General features: G+C 74.2%; 11 protein-coding genes. 5 read left to right on the top strand and 6 right to left on the bottom strand.

Features of this window, described 5'->3' with window-relative positions; translation table 11 throughout:
* Nucleotides 1–31 precede the first annotated feature (31 nt).
* The 3 genes from ACZ6WH_RS23295 (at nucleotide 32) to ACZ6WH_RS23285 (ending at nucleotide 5043) form a co-directional block, all read left to right on the top strand.
* On the top strand, nucleotides 32–2227 hold the full coding sequence (locus ACZ6WH_RS23295; RefSeq protein WP_469730223.1) for a hypothetical protein: 2196 nt from the start codon (nucleotides 32–34) through the stop codon (nucleotides 2225–2227).
* A gap of 91 nt (nucleotides 2228–2318) precedes the next feature.
* Nucleotides 2319–3941: a DUF6519 domain-containing protein gene (locus ACZ6WH_RS23290; protein WP_469730221.1), complete on the top strand. Its 1623-nt coding sequence runs from the start codon at nucleotides 2319–2321 to the stop codon at nucleotides 3939–3941.
* A 160-nt stretch (nucleotides 3942–4101) separates the two neighbouring features.
* Nucleotides 4102–5043: a peptidoglycan-binding protein gene (locus tag ACZ6WH_RS23285; protein ID WP_432858029.1), complete on the top strand. Its 942-nt coding sequence runs from the start codon at nucleotides 4102–4104 to the stop codon at nucleotides 5041–5043.
* 264 nt (nucleotides 5044–5307) lie between these two features.
* Here the strand turns inward: ACZ6WH_RS23285 and ACZ6WH_RS23280 are convergent, their stop codons facing one another.
* The 5 genes from ACZ6WH_RS23280 to ACZ6WH_RS23260 all read right to left on the bottom strand — a co-directional run bounded on the left by ACZ6WH_RS23280 (nucleotide 5308) and on the right by ACZ6WH_RS23260 (nucleotide 13633).
* Nucleotides 5308–6744: a hypothetical protein gene (locus ACZ6WH_RS23280; protein WP_469730218.1), complete on the bottom strand. Its 1437-nt coding sequence runs from the start codon at nucleotides 6742–6744 to the stop codon at nucleotides 5308–5310.
* Between the two features lie 155 nt (nucleotides 6745–6899).
* Nucleotides 6900–7850: a hypothetical protein gene (locus tag ACZ6WH_RS23275; RefSeq protein WP_469730216.1), complete on the bottom strand. Its 951-nt coding sequence runs from the start codon at nucleotides 7848–7850 to the stop codon at nucleotides 6900–6902.
* 451 nt (nucleotides 7851–8301) lie between these two features.
* A complete protein-coding gene (locus ACZ6WH_RS23270; RefSeq protein ID WP_469730214.1) occupies nucleotides 8302–9522 on the bottom strand; it encodes a VWA domain-containing protein in 1221 nt (406 codons plus the stop codon).
* On the bottom strand, nucleotides 9519–12491 hold the full coding sequence (locus ACZ6WH_RS23265; protein ID WP_469730212.1) for a DUF5682 family protein: 2973 nt from the start codon (nucleotides 12489–12491) through the stop codon (nucleotides 9519–9521). The genes ACZ6WH_RS23270 and ACZ6WH_RS23265 overlap by 4 nt, the downstream gene beginning before the upstream one ends.
* Nucleotides 12488–13633, bottom strand: a complete 1146-nt coding sequence (locus tag ACZ6WH_RS23260) for an ATP-binding protein (protein WP_469730675.1) — start codon at nucleotides 13631–13633, stop codon at nucleotides 12488–12490. The genes ACZ6WH_RS23265 and ACZ6WH_RS23260 overlap by 4 nt, the downstream gene beginning before the upstream one ends.
* A 165-nt stretch (nucleotides 13634–13798) precedes the next feature.
* Here ACZ6WH_RS23260 and ACZ6WH_RS23255 point away from each other — a divergent pair, with 165 nt between their 5' ends.
* Nucleotides 13799–15364 carry an SWIM zinc finger family protein gene (locus tag ACZ6WH_RS23255; RefSeq protein WP_469730210.1) on the top strand — a complete coding sequence of 522 codons (1566 nt, stop codon included), beginning with the start codon at nucleotides 13799–13801 and terminating at the stop codon, nucleotides 15362–15364.
* 425 nt (nucleotides 15365–15789) lie between these two features.
* Nucleotides 15790–17517 carry a DUF5691 domain-containing protein gene (locus ACZ6WH_RS23250; protein ID WP_469730208.1) on the top strand — a complete coding sequence of 576 codons (1728 nt, stop codon included), beginning with the start codon at nucleotides 15790–15792 and terminating at the stop codon, nucleotides 17515–17517.
* Between the two features lie 220 nt (nucleotides 17518–17737).
* On the opposite strand, the gene ACZ6WH_RS23245 is transcribed toward ACZ6WH_RS23250, so the two are convergent.
* Nucleotides 17738–18205, bottom strand: coding sequence for a cobalamin B12-binding domain-containing protein (locus ACZ6WH_RS23245; protein WP_432858015.1), 468 nt, complete (start codon nucleotides 18203–18205; stop codon nucleotides 17738–17740).
* Nucleotides 18206–19010 lie beyond the last annotated feature (805 nt).

Here is a 19010-nt window from a genome sequence, read left to right as displayed (position 1 = left end):
CCGACACCCTGACAACGACGGGGGGCAAGTGATGTCCAGGGAGCCGGACGGGCTCGCGGAGCTGCTGCCCCAGTGGCACCGGCTGCGGGACGCGGAGAACGGCGAGCCGCTGCGCGCGCTGCTCGCCGTCATCGCCGAGCAGGTCGATCTCGTACGCGACGGGGTCGAGCAGCAGTACGACGACTGGTTCGTGGAGACGGCGGCGGAGTGGGTGCTGCCGTACCTGGGCGACCTGGTCGGCTACCAGCCGCTGCCCGGATACGAGCGGGTGCTGGCCACCGGCCTGAAGGACGGCGGGCTGCCGGACTCCTCGCGGCGGCGGCTGGCCGAGGCGCTGGCCCCGCGCCGCGACGTGGCGGCCACGGTCGCCAACCGCCGCCGCAAGGGCACCCTCGCGCTGCTGGAGGAGCTGTCCGCCGAGGTCGCGAACTGGCCCGCGCGGGCCGTGGAGTTCTCCCGGCTGGTCTCGCACGGCCAGCCGGTGAAGCTGTACGGCTCGGGCACCGCGGCCGTCAACGCACGGCGGGCCGCGCGCGGCCGGTCGGTGGAGGTACGGGACTCCTCGGCGCTGGACCTGGCGGGCGGCCCCTTCGGCGCCGTCGCGCGCTCGGCGGACGTCCGCCGGGCCGACTCGCGGCGCCGCCAGGGCGGCCTCTCCCCCGCCGGGGTGGGCCTGTACGTGTGGCGGCTGAAGCCCTACTCGGTGACGCGGGCGCCCGCGTACTGCATCGACCGGGCCCGCAACCTCTACACCTTCTCGATCCTCGGCAACGACACGCCGCTGGTCACCAAGCCCGAGCCGGAGCCGTCGGCGACCCATATCGCGACGATCGACAACGTCCCGGCGTACGTCCGGCGGCGGCAGCTGCACGACCGGCTCGCGGACTACTACGGGCCCGGCAAGTCCTTCACGATCTGGCGGGACGGGCAGCGCGAGCCGGTCGACCCGTCCGACATCGTCGTCGCCGACCTCAGCGACTGGCGCTACCGGCCCAAGCGCGGACAGGTCGCGGTCGACCCGGAGCTGGGCCGCATCGCCTTCGGCTCGCGCTCGGCGCCGCGCCAGGGCGTGTGGGTCACGTACCACTACGCCTTCGCGGACGACCTGGGCGGCGGCGAGTACCTGCGCGAGCGGGAGACGCCGGCGGGCGCGGCCGTGTACCGGGTCGGCCCCGGCCAGACGTACCAGCGGATCATGGACGCGTACGGGGACTGGCAGAACGACCGGCGGGCCGGACGCTGCGGCCCCGACGGCATCATCGAGATCACCCACAGCGGCGCCTACCAGGAACAGCTGGACTTCGACCTGGACCCGGGCGACCGCCTGGAGGTGCGCGCGGCCGAGGGCACCCGGCCGGTGATCAGACTGCTGGACTGGTACAGCAACCGGCCCGACGCACTGAACATCCGGGCGCGCGAGGAGGACTGCGAGCCGGGCGAGGAACGCGGCCCGGCACCGCGGGTCGTGCTCGACGGGCTGCTGGTCACCGGCCGCGGGATCAACGTCCAGGGCCCGGTCGGCGCGCTGGCGCTGCGGCACTGCACGCTCGTCCCCGGCTGGTCGCTGGAGCCGGAGTGCCACCCGCACTCCCCCGAGGAGCCCAGCCTCGTGCTGGACCGCACGACCGCGTGCGTGGAGATCGACCGGACGATCCTCGGCACCATCGAGGTCATCGGCGACGAGGTCTCCACCGACCCGCTGCCGATCCACATCCGGGACAGCATCCTGGACGCCACCGGGCACGACCGCGAGGCGCTCTCCGCGCCGGACTGCCGGCACGCGCACGCGGTCCTGCACGCGCACCGCACCACGGTGATCGGCGAGGTCCATGTGCACGCCGTGCAGCTCGCGGAGAACTCGCTCTTCACCGGGAAGCTGCACGTCGCCCGGCGGCAGCTCGGCTGCCTCCGGTACTCCTACGTACCGCCCGGCTCGCGCACCCCGCGCCGCTACCGCTGCCTGCCGGACCTGGTCGGCGCCGAACAGGCCGGTGCCGTACGGCCGGTCTTCCGCAGCGAGCGGTACGGCACGCCCGCGTACGGGCAGCTGACCGCGCCGGACGCGGACGGCCCGGCGGGCGAGGGCTGCCGGCGGGCCGCGGAGGACGGAGCCGAACTGGGCGCCTTCCACGACCTGTACCAGCCGCAGCGCGAGGACAGCCTGCGGGCGCGGCTCGCGGAGTACACACCGGCCGGAACGGATGCGGGGATCTTCTTCGTGACCTGATGCCGCCACGGGGCGCCGACGGGAAGCGCCCGCCCACGACCTACCGCCACGAGCTTCATGACGAGCTTCATCACGAGGGGGAACCCTTCCCATGCACGCTGATCTCTCCCGCATCACCTTCCGGCCGGACGCCCGCTACTCCGCGGTCCTCGCCCAGCAGGGCCGCGTCCAGCTGGACGCGGACACCAACGAGCAGACCGCGATCCAGCTCTACCAGGCCCGGGTGACCGCCACCGACCTGATAGGGCAGCACGGCGGCCCGGCCGCCGACGCCGGCTTCAAGATCGACATGACCGGCGGCAGCCGCGAGCTGGACGACCTCTCCATCAGCCCCGGCCGCTACTACGTCGACGGCATCCTCGTCGAGTCCTACCGCCCGCAGCCGGGCGTCCCGGTGCCGGACCCGGCGGACGCCGGCGCCAAGGACGACGAGCAGGACGGCGAGGCCGCGGCCGACGAGCCGCCGGCCACCTGGACGTACTGGGACCAGCCCGACGCCCACCGGGACGCGGAGCGCCCCGAGGACCGGCTGCCCACCCAGTTCCCGTACCTGGCCTACCTGAAGGTGTGGGAGCGCACGGTCACCGCGGCCGAGGACCCCGCGCTGCGCGAGGTCGCGCTCGGCGCCGCGCTGCCGGACACCGCGGCCCGCCTCAAGGTCGTCTGGCAGGTGCTGCCGCTGCCCGGCGGCGAGCTGGACGTCCAGGGCGACGACTCGAAGAAGGGCCCGGTCCGCGAGGCGTTCGGCAAGTGGGTGGCCGAGCAGCGCAAGGCCACCGCGCGGATCGCCGTGCGCAGCGAGCGCCCCGACCACGCCGACGACGACCCGTGCCTGGTCAAGCCGGACGCCCGCTACCGCGGCCCGGAGAACCAGCTGTACCGGGTGGAGATCCACGACGGCGGCGCCGCCAAGGACGCCACCTTCAAGTGGTCCCGCGAGAACGGCTCGGTGACCTTCCCGGTCGACGGCCTGGACGGCACCTGGGTCGAGCTGGCCACGCTGGGGCACGACGACAAGCTGGACCTGGACGTCGGCGACCGGGTGGAGTTCGTGGACTCCGCGGTCGCGAGCCGGCTGGAGGCCCACCCGCTGCTGCGCGTCGAGGAGCTGGACCTGCCGGGGCGCCGGGTGCGCCTGTCGGAGGAGCCCGCGCAGCACGTCGGGCGGCGGCCCGAACTCCACCCGTACCTGCGCCGCTGGGACCAGCGCGAGGGCGGCCGGGCCCAGGAGCGGCAGACGAAGAAGGGCGCGGCCGGGCAGCTCAAGAACGGTGCGGTGCGCGTCGAGGAGGGCGCGTGGCTGCCGCTGGAGGACGGCGTCGAGGTGTACTTCGCGGCCGGCGGCACCTACCGCAGCGGTGACTTCTGGCTGGTCCCGGCCCGTACCGCCACCGGCAACGTGGAGTGGCCGACGGACGCCGCGCGCCGCCCGCTGCTCCAGGCACCGCTCGGCCCGCAGGTGCACTACGCGCCGCTGGGCTGGGTGATGGGCGAGAAGACCGTGTCCGACCTGCGGCTGGCGTTCAAGCCGCTGGCCGGGGAGATCGCCGCGGCCAGCGACGAGGAACTGGCGGCCGAGGAGGAGGCGCGGGCCGCCGACGCCGCGGCCGAGGCGGAGAACGAGCCGGCCGACGTGGCATCCGCCGGCCCGGCACACGGTGCGGCGCTCCGCTCGCAGACGACGGCCGAGGCGGAGTCCCTGAGCGAGGAGTGACACCGATGCCCGGCGGTGTCTCCGACCGAGGAATGACACCGCCGGGGTGGCGCCACGGGGAGCGCGCCACCGCGTACGTACTGGGTGGCGCGTGGATGATCCCGCGCGCCGCCGACCGGGGGACCGGCCCGCGCGGCCGGGTCGAGGAAGGAGCACGACGATGGCGAAGCCGCTGAGCGCGTCAGGCCTGGTGAAAGCCCTGAAGGACGAGGGCCTGACCGTCCACGAGGTCCGCAACTGGCGCAAGCACAACAGGAACAGCAAGGGCCCGTGGGGCCCGCTGAACGGCGTGATGATCCACCACACCGTCACCAAGGGCACCGACAGCTCGGTCAACCTCTGCTACGAGGGCCGCTCCGATCTGCCCGGCCCGCTGTGCCACGGCGTCATCGACAAGAAGGGTGAGGTGTGGCTGGTCGGCAACGGCCGCGCCAACCACGCCGGGCTCGGCGACTCCGACGTGCTGCGCGCCGTGGTCAACGAGTCGAAGCTGCCGCACGACAACGCGGCGAACACCGACGGCAACCGGCACTTCTACGGCTTCGAGTGCATCAACCTCGGCGACGGCGAAGACCCCTGGCCCGAGGAGCAGAAGCTCGCCATCGAGAAGGTGTCGGCGGCGATCTGCCGGGCGCACGGCTGGAACGAGAAGTCCGTCATCGGCCACAACGAGTGGCAGCCGGGCAAGACGGACCCGCGCGGCTTCACCATGGGCGGCATGCGGTCCCGCATCAAGAAGCGGCTCGCGGGCAAGCCCGACGGCGGCAAGGACGAGAAGCCGGCCCCGGAGAAGCCCGCGCCGGAAAGGCCCGCGCCCGAGAAGCCCGCGCCGGAGAAGCCGCGGCCCGGCACCCGGTACGAACGCTTCCCCGGCAGCGGCTTCTTCCAGGCCGGCGCGCGCAGCCCGGTCATCACGGCCATGGGCAAGCGGCTGGTCGCCGAGGACTGCTCGCACTACGAGGAGGGTCCTGGCCCGTACTGGACGGAGGCCGACCGCCAGTCCTACGCCGCCTGGCAGCGCAAGCTCGGCTTCTCGGGCAAGGACGCGGACGGGATCCCGGGCAAGGTGAGCTGGGACCGGCTGAAGGTACCCAGGTCGTAGGAAGTACCTGGCATCGATCATGGTGCGTGCCCGCCGGGGCCACCGCGGCAGCGGCCCCGGACATACGGACGCCGCCGGGCTCCCCCTCCCCAAAGGGGGTGCCCGGCGGCGTTTTCCGTTCCGGTTCAAGTGGCCGCTCACGTCACGGACGTGGCGCGTCCGTCCCGGTGTCCGTACGAACGGCGTCCCCACAACGCCGTCCCGCGGACGCGCGGCCCCTCGCGGTACCGGTACCGCTCCGGCTCACGCCGGAAATCGGGGAGTTCAGCCCGCGAGCGCCGGCAGCACCGGGAGCGCGGGGATGTTGGCGGGGCTGGTCAGGTCGCCCTGGGCCACGTTGACGGGGATGACGCGCTGCACACCGGCGGCGGCGTTGCCCGCGGTCTCCTGGCCGTCGGCGGCCACGGTGGTCGCCAGGCCCTGCGCGAACGGCACGGCGTCGGTGGCGACACCCTGCGCGAACGGGGTGGCGTCAGCGGCCACGCCCTGGGCGAAGGGGACAGCGGTGGCGGCGGTGCCCTGGGTCAGGTGCTGCGCACCGGCGACCGTGCCCTGCGCGAACGGGACCGCACCGGCGGCCGCACCCTGCGCGAAGCCCCGCGCGTCGGTCAGCGTGCCCTGCGCGAACGGCACGGCGTCGGCGGTCGCGCCCTCGGCGAACATCTGGGTGCCGGCGACCGTGTCCTGCGCGAACGGGGTGGCCTGGCCGGCCGCGTCACCGGCGAGCAGGCCCACGCCGCCCACCGCGTCCTGGGCGACCGGGACGACCTTGCCGACGGCGCGCTGGGCGACGGGCGGCAGCGCGTCGGCGGCGGCCTGGTCGACGACCGGACGGGCGGTGGCCAGGGCGCCCTGGGCCGGGTTGGTCAGCGTGCCGGGACGCAGGTCGCTGCCGGCCGCGGTGCCGACGACCCGGTCAACGGCACCGGACGCGTCGGGCAGCTGCGGCACGGCGGGCAGCTCGGCGGGGAGCTGACCGGTGGGCAGGTCGGTGGGCAGGTCGGCCGGGAGCTGACCGGTGGGGAGCTGGTCGGTCGAGAGGCCGGCGGGCAGGTCCGCGGGGAGCTGGTCGGTCGGCAGGCCGCTGGGCAGCTCGGCCGCGGGGACCTCGACCGGGAGGCTGCGCAGGTCGAGGGCGGGAACGCCCTCGACGGGCAGGAACGGCACGGCGGGCAGGCGGCCCGCGGCGGTGTCCTGGACCTGGCCGACGGTGCCCTGGGCGGTCTTCGCCACCTCGCCCACGGTCTTGGTGGCCTTGCCCGCGCCCTTGGCGGTGTCGGCGACCTTGCCCGCGCCCTTGGCGGTCTTGGCGACCTCGTTCAGGTCGGCCTTCTTCTGCACGCCGTTCACGGTGCCGGTCACGTCGCCGAGGCCGTCGGTGGGCAGCGCGCCGCCGGACAGACCGTCGGTCGCGGGCAGGCCGTCCATGGTGTGCACGTCACCGCCGCCGAGCGCGCCGGTCACCTTGCCGACGGTGCCGCCCACGGTCTTCCCGACGGTGCCGGTCGCCCCGTCGGCGGTCTTCTGGACCGTGCCGGTCAGCTCGCCGGCCGGCAGGTTCTTCTGAACGGTGCCGGTCAGGGCGCCGGTGTCGGGAGCGTCGACGGGCAGCTCGGCGGCGTTGGCGCCGGTGGCCCCCAGGGCCAGCAGACCGGTGGCGGCAGCGGCGACGACGATGGAACGGCGGATGTTCTTGCGCATGGTGGCGATGAGCCCTTCGGATTCCAGGGATGTGTCGGGCAGACCTGTCCCGCCCCCGCGCGGCAGGTCTTGAGGAGCTGACGGCCGTCGGATCCCTGCGCTCGCCGTACGTCGGCGAAGGCGCGTGTGCGTGGGAATCCGGCGGGAGGTCTGCCCTAACCCGGGAATTCGAGGATGTCGGTGCTGCGCTCGCGGGTCGGCGCACCGCCCGCGGCCCGTACGCCGCCGGGCACCAGCCCGAAGTGCGGCTGTCCGCCCGGCAGGACCGCGTGCTGGTCCCCGCTCCGGGGGCCGTTGCCGTCCCCGGTGGTGTGCGAGGCCGGCGCTGCCGGTCCCTGCGGGAGCTGGCCGGGCAGTCCGCCGCGGCCGTGTCCGTCGCCGGCGTCACCGGAGGTGGCACGCGCGGCCGTACGGTCCTGACCGGCGGTGTCCCCCGAGGGGCCCGTCAGCCGGTCGTCGCCGGTACGGTCCGTGCCGCACCGCTCGGGCGCGGCCATGTGCTGCCGGCCGCCGTCCCGTACGTCACCGTGCTGCGCCTGCCCGGCGCCGCGGTCCTGACCGGCGGTGTCGCCGGGCAGCCGGACCGGGAGCCCGGTCGCGTCACCCACGCCGTGGACGACGTCGTGCACCGGAGCGGTGACCGGGTCGGTGACCGGCTTCAGGCGCTCCGCGAGCGGGCGTACGGCCTCGCCGAGCCGCTCCTCGGACGCCTGCGCGCCCTCGGAGAGCCGGGCACCGGCCCGCTGCGCGACACCCGCATCCGGCTCCGCGGCCGCCTCGCCGGCGTCCCGCCCCAGTGCGTACCCCGAGCCGGCGAGCGGCGAACGCCCGTCGGTGGAGGTGGCGGTGGTGGCGGTCGACCCGTTGGTGGCGGCGGAGCCGGTGTTGTCGGTGACGGTGCCGGTGTTGTCGGTGGCGCTGGTGGCCTCCGTGAAGGCGCCCTGCGCCTGCTCGGTACCGCTGTCCGCCGCGTGTGCGGTGCCGCCGCCGAACGCGACGGCGAGCACGACGAACCCGACGAGGAAGAGCCCGGTCAGCAGCGCACGCCGCACGGCCACGGTGCGCGGCAGGCGCACAACGGCAGGCAGAGCGAGCACAGCGGACAAGGGGGACCTTCCCGGAAGGACGGCGACCGGGACCAGGGCGTCAGGCACCCCGGATCAACCGGCACGTCGCGGGTGATCGAGCGATGCACCGATCCTTGCACGAGCAGCCAGGGGCCGCGCAAGTCCCCTGTGCCACCTGTCACCGTTACTCCGCCATGTCCGGTATCGACAGTGGCGAAAGGGTGTACGACCTGCGAACACGCCGGTGCCCCGGGGGAAGTGAGCCGTCGCCGGAGGATTCCGGTTCCGGTACGGCCGACGAAACAGGGATCGGGTGCGTCCGGTACGGCCTCGTCGTCATGACAATGACTGCCGTCATGGACGGCGGCTGTCGTCATGGACGGTGACTGCCGTCATGGACGATGACTGTCGTCGTCGGCGCGGGTCGTTCGGATCGTTCGGGCCGTTGAGGCCGTTGAGGCCGTTGAGGTGGTTCGGAGGCTTCGGGCCGTCACGCCGTCGTGTCGGGCACCGGCAGCGGCCGCTTCTCCAGCGCGGCCGCCATCACCTCCGGGAAGAGGTCGGGCGTACAGGCGAACGCCGGTGCCCCCAGCGCACCCAGAGCCGCCGCGTGATCCCGGTCGTACGCGGGCGCGCCCTCGTCCGACAGCGCCAGCAGCGTCACGAACTGCACCCCGGATGCCTTCATGGCAGCCACCCGCTTCAGCATCTCGTGGCGTATCCCGCCCTCGTACAGGTCGCTGATCAGCACGACCACCGTCTCGGTGGGCCGGGTGATCCGCGACTGGCAGTACGCCAGCGCACGGTTGATGTCCGTGCCACCGCCCAGCTGCGTGCCGAAGAGCACGTCCACCGGGTCCTCGATCTGGTCGGTGAGGTCCACGACCGAGGTGTCGAAGACCACCAGCCGGGTGGCGAGCGACCGCATGGACGCGAGCACCGCGCCGAACACCGAGGCGTACACGACGGACGCCGCCATCGAACCGGATTGATCGATGCAGAGGATGACCTCCTTCTTGACCGACTGTGCTGCTCGCCCGTAACCGATCAGCCGTTCCGGCACGACCGTTCGGTACTCGGGGAGGTAATTCTTGAGATTCGCGCGGATGGTGCGATCCCAGTCGATGTCGCGGTGGCGCGGCCGGCTGATGCGCGCCGACCGGTCCAGCGCGCCCGTCAGCGTGGCCCGCGTCCGGGTCGCCAGCCGCTTCTCCAGCTGCTCGACGACCTGCCGTACGACCGCCCGCGCGGTCTCCTTCGTCGTCTCGGGCATCGCCTTGTGCAGCGAGAGCAGCGTGCCGACCAGATGCACGTCGGCCTCCACGGCCTCGAGCATCTCCGGCTCCAGCAGCAGCGCGGACAGTCCGAGCCGGTCGATCGCGTCACGCTGCATCACCTGGACGACGGAGGTGGGGAAGTAGCGCCGGATGTCGCCGAGCCAGCGCGCCACGGCGGGCGCGGAACCGCCCAGCCCCGCCGACCGTGCCCCGCCGCCCTTCCGGCCGTCGCGCCCGCCCGGGCCGCCCGGCCCGCCGGCACCGGGTCCTTCCCCGTACAGCGCCCCGAGCGTGCCGTCCATCGCGGCGTCCCGTCCGCGCAGTTCGCACCCGGTCCCGTCGCCCTCTCCCCCGCCGAGCACCAGCCGCCAGCGCCGCATGCGCTCCTCGGACGGCCCAGTACCGGCCGCCGTCTCCGCCGTCTCCGCCGTCATCCCTTCTCCCCCTTCGCCGTGGTGGCGACCTCCGCCGTGGTGGCGACCGTCGCCGTGGTGGCGCCTTTCGCCCTGATAACGCCCTCCGCTGTCGTGGGGCCCTTCGCAGTCGTGGCGCCCTCCGCTGTCGTGGGGCCCTCCGCAGTCGTGGTGGGGCGGCGGGCTTCACCGCCGGCGGGCCGGCCCGGTGGGGCCGCCCCGGTGCCCTGGCCCAGCAGGGCGTGCAGGGTCGGCAGGACGGCCGCGGCGCGGTCGCGGTCCAGGCCGGGGCCGAAGCCGGGGGCCGCCGCTTCCTCGCCGGCGCCGGCCGCGCCACGACCGGCTGCCGCGCCGCTGCCCGGCGCTCCCGGGGCCACCGGCCCGCGCCGGGCCAGTTCCCCGAGCGTGCGCCGCACCCCCGCCTCGAACTGCGAGAACGTCCGGCGCAGCAACGGCAGTACGTCCGTGAACGCCTCCCCCGGCACCCTCGTCAGCCAGTCATCCACCAGCCCGAGCAGCCGCTCGTCGTGGATCAGCAGCATCCCCCCGCCTGCGCCGCCCCCGACGAACCCCTCGATCCAGGCCGCGGCGTCCGCCGGCGGCACCCCGGGCGAGAGCGCGAGCCCCATGAGCCGCCCGGCCCCGCCACCCTCCGCGGCATGGCTGCCGTTCCCCGCCCCCTCGTTTCCGTCCGCTTCGGCTGCGTGCCGTGCGATTCCGTCCAGGTCGGCCCCGTCCCGTGCGGTTTCATCCGGGTCGGTTTCCTCCGTTGCGGTTTCGTCGAGCGCACCGTCGTCGACGAGCATGCGAGCCGCGCGCCCGCGGATGAGCCCCGGTATCGCCTCCCGCTCCGCCAGCACGCGCAGCACGGCGGTCCACCGTTCCCGCAGGCCCGAAAGGTCTGCGGAGGAAGACGCCACGGCCCCCGGGCTTTCCCCCGCTCCTGCGCCGCGCTCCGTGTGGGACAGCAGCGCCACGGCCTGTTGCGTGGCTTCGAGATGCGTACGCATCTCCGCCGCGCCCTCCGCGTCCAGCGAGGCGCAGGCCGGCGGCAGTCCCACGAAGACCCGCTCGGCCAGGCCGACCGCGACCTCGCGCAGCGCCGCCGCGTCCGTACCCCGCACATCGCCGTACCGCACCGACCGCACCAGCGCGGGCAGCGCCTGGGCGAGATGGCCGACATCGGCGTCGAGCGCGGCCCGGTCCGCCAGTACCCGCATCACCACCGGCAGCGTGTCCGGCAGTTCGGCGAGCAGGCAACGCTCGGCCAGCGCCGTGACCTCGGCGAGCGCGCCGGCGTCAGACGCGTCGGAGGCCGCCCGCGCCGTGGCGGCGGCGAGCACGGTCGTGCCCCAGATGCCCGCCTCCGCGACCCGCACCGACAGCTCCGGCTCCCAGCGCAGCCGCCAGGTCTCCCGGAACGTGCCCGTACTCGCCCGCGAATTGGCGGGCGCCCCCCACGGGATGTCCAGCAGCCGCAGCCGGTGCAGCAGGCGGCTGCGCGCGGCGTCGGTCTCCTTGCGCAGGTCGAGCTCCAGCTCGCGTTCCTTCGCCTCCGGCTTGAGGCGCAGGGAACGCTGGAGGCGGGCGATGTCCCGCTGGAGCGGCACGGCGGGCGCGGCCTGCGGCACCTCGCCGAGCACATCCCCCACCACCAGACGGTCGTGGATCAGCGAGGCGGGTACGTCCGAGCCGTCGCTCATCACGGCACGCACCGCGTCCTCGGCCTCGGTGAGTCCCGCGAGCGGGCGCCCGCGCATTGCCGCGAGCGACTCGGCGAGCCGCACCGCCTCGATGACGTGGGCGGTGGAGACCGCGTAGTCCTCCTCGCGGAGCAGGCCCGCGACCTTGGTCAGCCAGCGCTCCATGGGGCGGTCGGGACTGGCGAAAAGGTGGCCGTACCAGCCGGGCGACGCGATCCCGGCTCCGTACCCGCTGTTCCGCGACAGCCTGCGGTGCGTCCAGGGCACCCAGGTGACCGACACCTTCGCCTTCGGCAGGCCCTTGAGGACGGCCCGGTCGGCGGTGACGGTCGTACGGCGGGTGAGTGCCGGTACGTGCCACGCGCCGCAGACGACCGCGACGTCGTCCCCGAACTCCCGCCGAGCGTCGCGCAGTCGGAGCCGCATATGGGCTTCGCGCACGGCGTCGCGGGAGTGCGCGCCCTCCTCGTGCTCCTCCCGCAGCGCCCCCATGGCTTCGGCCAGCGCCTCGAACGGCGCCAGGGCATCCCCGGAATCCCCGGAATCCCCGGTGCTGCCGCTGCCGCCCGTGCCGCGGTGCTCGACCACGTCCTCCCACCAGCGCTCCGCGTCGTCGTACCCGGCCGCCTCCGCAAGCACCCCGATCGGATCGACCCGAGCGTCCACCCGCGCGCCCACCCGCGGGCCGCGGCCCACCTCCCGGTCGCCATCCCGGTCCAGCACCTGGTCGCTCTGCCGATCCGGCACCCGGTCACTGGCTCGGCCCGGTGTCCGGTCACTGCCTCGGTCCGGCCTCCGGTCCCGGTCCGGGGCCGCGGGCGCTTCCGGCACGCCGCCCCGGCCCGGCTCTCCGGCCGCCTCCGGTCCGCCGGACGCTCCCGGGTCCGCATCCTCTCCCGTTCCCTCTCCCGCTCCCTCCCCCGCACCCGCTTCCGCCTCGGCCAGGGAGTGCGCCGCCGGGAGGTCGATGAAGCGCACCGGGATGCCGCGGCGCAGTGCCCACTGGAGCGCCACCCACTCCGGGGAGAACTCCGCCAGCGGCCAGAACGCGGCGCGCCCCGGGTCGTCGGTCACATGCGCGAGCAGCGCGACCGGTGGCCGCATTTCCTCGTCGGCGGCCAGCGCCACCAGCGCGTCCGCCTCCGGCGGCCCCTCGATGAGCAGCGCCTTCGGCTCGCACTGTGCCAGGGCCGCGCCGACCGCGCGGGCCGAGCCGGGCCCGTGGTGCCGCACTCCGAGCAGCCACGGGCCGTCCGCCCGGCGCTCCCCCGTGCCGTGCTCCGTCATGCGCTCACCTCCCGGCAGGCGCGGTAGAAGTCCTTCCAGCCGTCGCGCTCACGGACGACCGACTCCAGGTACTCCTGCCAGATGACGCGATCGGCCGACGGGTCGCGGACGACCGCCCCGAGGATGCCCGCGGCCACGTCCGCCGGCCGCAGCACGCCGTCACCGAAGTGCGTGGCCAGGGCCAGTCCGTTGGTGACGACGGAGATCGCCTCGGCCGTGGAGAGCGTCCCGGACGGCGACTTGAGCTTCGTCCGCCCGTCCGCCGTCAGGCCGCCCCGCAGCTCGCGGAAGACCGTGACCACCCGGCAGATCTCGGCCATGCCGTCCGGCGCCGCGGGCAGCTCCAGCGAGCGTCCGATCTGCTCGACACGGCGCGTGACGATGTCCACCTCGTCTTCCGGCGTGGCCGGCAGCGGCAGTACGACGGTGTTGAAGCGGCGGCGCAGCGCGCTGGAGAGTTCGTTGACCCCGCGGTCGCGGTCGTTGGCGGTGGCGATGAGGTTGAAGCCGCGTACGGCCTGCACCTCCTGGCCCAACTCCGGTATGGGCAGCGTCTTCTCCGACAGCACGGTGATGAGCGTGTCCTGCACGTCCGCCGGGATTCGCGTCAGCTCCTCGACCCGCGCGGTCATGCCCTCCGCCATCGCCCGCATCACGGGGCTCGGCACCAGCGCGTCCCGGCTGGGGCCGTGCGCGAGCAGTTGCGCGTAGTTCCAGCCGTACCGGATCGCCTCCTCCGGCGTGCCGGCCGTGCCCTGGACCAGCAGCGTCGAGTCGCCGCTGACCGCGGCGGCGAGATGCTCCGACACCCATGTCTTGGCCGTGCCGGGAACGCCGAGGAGCAGCAGCGCGCGGTCGGTCGCGAGGGTCGTGACGGCCACCTCGACGATGCGGCGCGGGCCGACGTACTTGGGCGTGATGACCGTCCCGTCGGCAAGGGTGCCGCCGAGCAGATACGTGGCCACCGCCCACGGCGAGAGGCGCCAGCGCGCGGGCCGCGGCCGGTCGTCCGCGGCGGCCAGCGCAGACAGTTCATTTGCGAATGCATCTTCTGCGTGCGGCCGGATGACCGCTCCGGAACCCTCCGCCGACCCGGCCGCCGTCGTCGTCCCACGACCGCTTCCCGCGCCGTTCTCCGTCATCGCGTAAGACATGACTCCCCCTCGTCCCAGGCCGTCCGGCCCGCACCCCGCAACCCGCGGGCCGCTTGCGGATTCCAGACTGCACCATGCCACTGACAATCGACCTCGGCGCGACAAACATGCAGGTCAAGGCGATTGTCAGTGGCTGGGTCTAGCGTTTTCACCATGCTGGGAACGGACGGGGAACAGACCCCGAAACCCCGAGCGCAGGGGGAACGCTGGACGACCGAACAGGTGCTGGCGGTGGCGCCCGACGCGGCGTCGCGCAAGGCCGGCGGAAAGCTCGCGACACCCGGCCCGTGGTCGGGGACGGGCGCGGGTGACGGAGCGGTATGGGGCGTGTGCAAAGGGAGCGGCGGCACTCCGTACCGCACGATGACGGACACGACGGGACCTGCCTTCAAGTGCAGCTGCCCGAGCCGGAAGTTCCCGTGCAAGCACGCGCTGGGGCTGCTGTTGCTGTGGGCGGGGGAAGACGGTTCCGAGGGGGATGCCGAGCCGGTGGTGCCGGCCGGTGAGCCACCGCAGTGGGTGGCCGAGTGGCTGTCCGGGCGGCGCGAGCACCGCGAAGACCGGCCGGGCAAGGGGGACAAGGACGGGGACAAGGGCGACAAGGGGAGCAAGGGCCTCGCCGACCCGGAGGCGGCGCGCCGGCGGGCGGAACGCCGGGCGCAGCGAATCGAGGCGGGCGCCGAGGAGTTGGAGCGCCGGCTCGCGGATCTGCTCCGGTCGGGGCTGGCCGCGGCTGACCGCGCGGGATACGGCAGCTGGGACGAGACGGCGGCCCGGATGGTCGACGCGCAGGCACCGGGACTGGCCGCTCGGGTACGGGAGTTGGGTTCCATACCGGGTTCCGGTGCCGACTGGCCATCCCGGTTGCTGGAGGAATGCGCGCTGCTCCACCTGCTCGACGAGGGGTTCCTTGGTATCGAGCGGCTTCCGGAGCCGCTGGCGGCCACGGTCCGCTCACGAGTGGGTCTACCGGCCGATCTGTCCGGTACCAGTGCCGGTGCCGGTGCCGGTGCCGGTGAATGTGCCGGTGCCGCGGAAGGCGCCCCGGACGGTTCCGCCGAGGGCTCTCGGGACGAGGGGTTGGGGGGCGAGAGTTTTGCGGGCGAGAGTTCTCGGGAGCGGACGGTCCGGGACCGATGGCTGGTGCTGGCGCAGCAGGACCGCGACGAAGGCCCGCAGGGGAAGTTGACCACGCGGCGCATATGGATGAGGGGCGAGCGGACGGGCCGGATGGCACTGCACCTGTCCTTCGCCGGCCCGGGGCGGGCGCACGAACTCGCCCTGCCGCCGGGGCTCGTCCTGGACGCCGACCTGACCTACCACCCCGGCGCCCGCCCGCTGCGCGTCACCGTGGGCGAGCGGTACGCACCGGCCGCGCCGGGAGGCGTCCCGGCCGGGTGCGGCACGGACGCCGCGCTCGCCGCGTACGGGGACGCGCTGCGCGACGACCCGTGGCTGGACTCGTGGCCGGTAGTGCTCTCCGACGTCGTACCGATACCGGCCCGGCCACCGAAACCCGGGCAGCCGGGCACCGGCTGGCAACTTGCCGACGTGGACGGCGAGTCGGCGCTGCCTGTGGATCCGCGCTGCGCGGGCGGCCCGGGGCTGTGGCAGCTCGCGGCGATATCCGGCGGCGGCCCCGTCACCGTATTCGGCGAGTGCGGCCACCGCGGCTTCGTCCCACTGACGACCTGGGACCCGGCCCCGGTGGCGCTCTGAAGGACAGCGGGGGAAGCGGCACGCCGGCCGCCAGGGGAAACGGGGGAGGGAGCCGGCGCGCCGCCGATCGGACGGGGGGACGGGGGAACGGGGGGGGAACGGCGTGCCGCCGCCGGCAGGAGGGGGGTCGGCGGCGGCGCGCGACGGGGGATGCGAACAGAGGGGCCTCGCCCCCTACCGGCGGTCGGCCTCGTTCGGACCCGGGTCGGACTCGGTCGGCCCCGTCGGGCCCGTCGGTCGGCCCGTCGGTCGGCCCCTCGTCGGCCCCTCGGTTGGCCCCTCAGGCGGTCGATCGAGCAGGCAGCCGATGAGACGGGGGAGGCCGATCAAGCAGGCAGCCGGTGAGACCCGGGCGGCCGATCAAGCAGACAGTCGAGCAAGCAGCAGTAAGACGGGCAACGGGAGGGGTTCGGAAGCCGTGAGTGATGGCCGTGAGTGATGTGAGAGGGACCCGTGGGAACGCCGCTCACTGGGGAGAGCTGGTGAGCGCGGCGCTGCTCGGGACGGACCGGCGTACGCCGGACGTGCCGGTGCGCGCGGGTCAGGAGGCGGCCGCCGCGCTGCTGGACGCGGCGGCGGTGAGCACCGTACGGCGGCGGGCCGGGCTGCGGCCCGCACCCGCCGCGGAGCGCCCCGCCCCGGCCCCGCCGGATCCCCGGCCCGAACTGCCGGACGCCGCGCGGCGGAGGCTCGCGCTGCTGCTGGCCGACCGGGGCGGGCACACCGGCAGCCGGCGCGGCACGGCCCCCGACCTGACGGAACTGCTGCCGCAGTGGCTCGCGGCAGCCGGAGAGCGGGGGTACCGCGCGCCTGCCGCGCTGCTGCCCGCGCTGCTGGACGCGGCGCGGGCCCGTACGGATCTGCGGCCCGCCGCGCTCGCGCTGGCCGGACCGCGCGCGCTGTGGCTGGCGCGACTCAACGGCGACTGGAAGTTCGCGCTGCGCGGCATCGGCGGGGCGGCGGCGATCCCGGCCCGCGGGGATCAGGAGGCCGGTCGCCGCCTCTGGGAGGAGGGGCTGTTCGCGGAGCGGGTGGCGCTGCTGTCGGCGACCCGGCGCCTGGATCCGGCGGCGGGGCTGGAGCTGCTCGCGAGCACATGGTCCACCGAACGGGCCGAGGACCGGCTGATGTTCCTGGATTCGCTCCGGGAGGGTCTGTCGGCGGCGGACGAGCCGTTCCTGGAGAAGGCGCTCTCCGACCGCAGCCGGAACGTCCGGGCCACGGCGGCAGAACTGCTGTCCGCGCTCCCCGGCTCCGCCCTGGCCTCCCGTATGGCGGCCCGCTCGACGGCCTGCCTGCGACTCGTCGCGGCGGCGTGCGAGGAGGGCGGCCCGGTCGTAGAAGTCGTAGAAGTGGAAGCGCCGGCGGTCTGTGACGCGGGGATGGAGCGGGACGGGGTGGTGGCCAAGGCTCCGGCCGGACGGGGCGAACGAAGCTGGTGGCTGGCCCAGTTGCTGGAGTCGGCGCCGCTGGGCGTGTGGTCGGGGCAGCTGGGCGGTCGGGGTCCGGCGGAGATCGTCGCACTTCCGGTGGCCGAGGGGCGGCGTACGGAGGTGCACGACGCCTGGTGCCGGGCGGCGGTGCGCCAGCGCGACACCGCCTGGGCGCGGGCTCTCCTGGGCACGCCGTCCGCGGCGGCCGACCGGCCCACCTCCTCGATACCGGGCGCCGCGCCCATGAACGCCGGCCCCTCCGCCACGGAGGCCGGATCGTCGCGGGACACCGCGAAGCTGCTCGGGGTGTTGCCGGAGGAGGAACGCGGCGCGTGGGTCGCGGAGTTCATCGCGTCGCACGGGCTGTCGGACGCGTTCCGGCTGCTGGGGGTGTGCGCCGTGCCGTGGACGGAGCCGCTCGGTACGGCGGTGGTGGACGCCCTGGACATCGCGCGGGACGCCGGGAGTTACCCGTGGAGTTTCAGCGGGGTGATGGGGCTGGCCGAGCGGTGCCTGGACCCGGCCGCCGCAGACCGGCTCGACAAGCTCACGGCCCGGGGAGACGAACCGGAGGACGGCTCGCCGGGCGCCGACGGCTACTGGTCCGAGTCCTTCCAGCGCCTCGTCGGCACCCTCCGGCTACGCGCCACGATGCACGCCGAACTGGCCGCACAGCCGACACCGACCACCGGCGCAGCGCCATACGGGACAGCGCCATGAGCCCCGGACTGCGCCATGAGCCTCAGCCTGCGCCACACACCCCAGAAGCAGCGTCGTCACCAGCCCGGAAGCGGCGCCATGAACCCCGGAGCGGCGCCATGAACCCCGAGGCGGCGCCGTGAGCCCCGGGGCGGCGCCGTCCCTGCGGGCAGCCGGCCGGACGGGCGGTCGGACAGGCGGTCGGACAGGCGACTGGACGGTCGGCCGGGCTGCCGGCCGGTCAGGCTGCCAGTTGGCGGACGTGGGTGTTGACCCAGTCGACGATGGAGGCGGTCGTGGCGCCGGGGGTGAAGATCTCGGCGACGCCCAGCTCCTTGAGCGGGGGGATGTCGGCCTCCGGGATGATGCCGCCGCCGAAGACCTTGATGTCCTCCGCGTCGCGCTCCTTGAGCAGTTCGATCACCCGCGCGAAGAGGGTGTTGTGCGCCCCCGAGAGGATCGAGAGGCCGATCGCGTCGGCGTCCTCCTGGATCGCGGTGTCGACGATCTGCTCCGGGGTCTGGTGGAGCCCCGTGTAGATGACCTCCATACCCGCGTCGCGCAGCGCCCGTGCGATGACCTTGGCACCACGGTCATGGCCGTCGAGCCCCGGCTTGGCCACCACCACACGGATCGGACCGGCTGCGTTCGCTCCGCTCACTCCGCCTCGGCTCTCCGATTGAGCCACTTGATGCCGAGCCACACCCATCACTGCCTCCAAGCCAAGCGCGGCACGTGCCTTGACCAGTGCCGTCGAGCCGACAACCGAATGCGCGGCCGTCCGGGCGGCCGCCAGCGTGAACGAACGTTATCGCCAGCATCGCGCACGGAGCCGTTTCGCGACATGGAGGGAGGGGGAAATCACACGTGGGACACGTTCGCTACGCGCCGTACGCCTCACACCAACCGCCGCCGCGAGGCGGCGGGGGTGTCTGCGGACGGCGCAGGGAGCCGCAGCAGGTCGTCGCACCGCCGCGTCGTGAGCCGCGCGGCACGGAGGTGCGCACTTCGGGTACGTACAGGCCCTATGCACACGCACGGAGTGCGGGGAACTGGTATCGCGTCACGTACGGACACAACGCAGTACGGACGCAGGAGCAGCGGGGACACACGTCGGCGAGTGCGCCGGCGTCCCGTACCGGTATCAGGACGTCACAGGCGAGCACGGTGTACGGGGACCGTGTACGCACCCAACGGCTCCCCATGAGGGCATGACGGGGGACAGAGGCGTCCTCCCCATGCCGTTCGGGAGGTCGGCCGATGAAGGCCTTGCCCTTTCTCTGCTGTCTGATCCGCCCCTCCGCCGCCAGGCTGCGCGTCACGGTCTGGGAGCTGGCGGTGCTCGCGGGGCATCTGTTGCTGTATCCCATGGGCGTCTCGCAGGAGCAGGCCGCGGCAGCGGCGGCGCGTGCCCGGGCAGCCGCCGACACCGCCGCGGGCGGGCTCAATGATCCCCACACCACCGACACCATCGATGCGGTCATCGACACCGTCGAGGCAGGTGCCGACGGAGT

This window comes from Streptomyces sp. NPDC050806 (genome assembly GCF_055586425.1).
This window is presented reverse-complemented; position numbering and strand designations above follow the sequence as displayed.

Coding starts and splice junctions, on each gene's coding strand:
- ACZ6WH_RS23295 (WP_469730223.1), top strand. CDS start 32: ATGTCCAGGGAGCCGGACGGGCTCGCGGAGCTGCTGCCCCAGTGGCAC.
- ACZ6WH_RS23290 (WP_469730221.1), top strand. CDS start 2,319: ATGCACGCTGATCTCTCCCGCATCACCTTCCGGCCGGACGCCCGCTAC.
- ACZ6WH_RS23285 (WP_432858029.1), top strand. CDS start 4,102: ATGGCGAAGCCGCTGAGCGCGTCAGGCCTGGTGAAAGCCCTGAAGGAC.
- ACZ6WH_RS23280 (WP_469730218.1), bottom strand. CDS start 6,744: ATGCGCAAGAACATCCGCCGTTCCATCGTCGTCGCCGCTGCCGCCACC.
- ACZ6WH_RS23270 (WP_469730214.1), bottom strand. CDS start 9,522: ATGACGGCGGAGACGGCGGAGACGGCGGCCGGTACTGGGCCGTCCGAG.
- ACZ6WH_RS23265 (WP_469730212.1), bottom strand. CDS start 12,491: ATGACGGAGCACGGCACGGGGGAGCGCCGGGCGGACGGCCCGTGGCTG.
- ACZ6WH_RS23260 (WP_469730675.1), bottom strand. CDS start 13,633: ATGACGGAGAACGGCGCGGGAAGCGGTCGTGGGACGACGACGGCGGCC.
- ACZ6WH_RS23255 (WP_469730210.1), top strand. CDS start 13,799: ATGCTGGGAACGGACGGGGAACAGACCCCGAAACCCCGAGCGCAGGGG.
- ACZ6WH_RS23250 (WP_469730208.1), top strand. CDS start 15,790: ATGGCCGTGAGTGATGTGAGAGGGACCCGTGGGAACGCCGCTCACTGG.
- ACZ6WH_RS23245 (WP_432858015.1), bottom strand. CDS start 18,205: ATGGGTGTGGCTCGGCATCAAGTGGCTCAATCGGAGAGCCGAGGCGGA.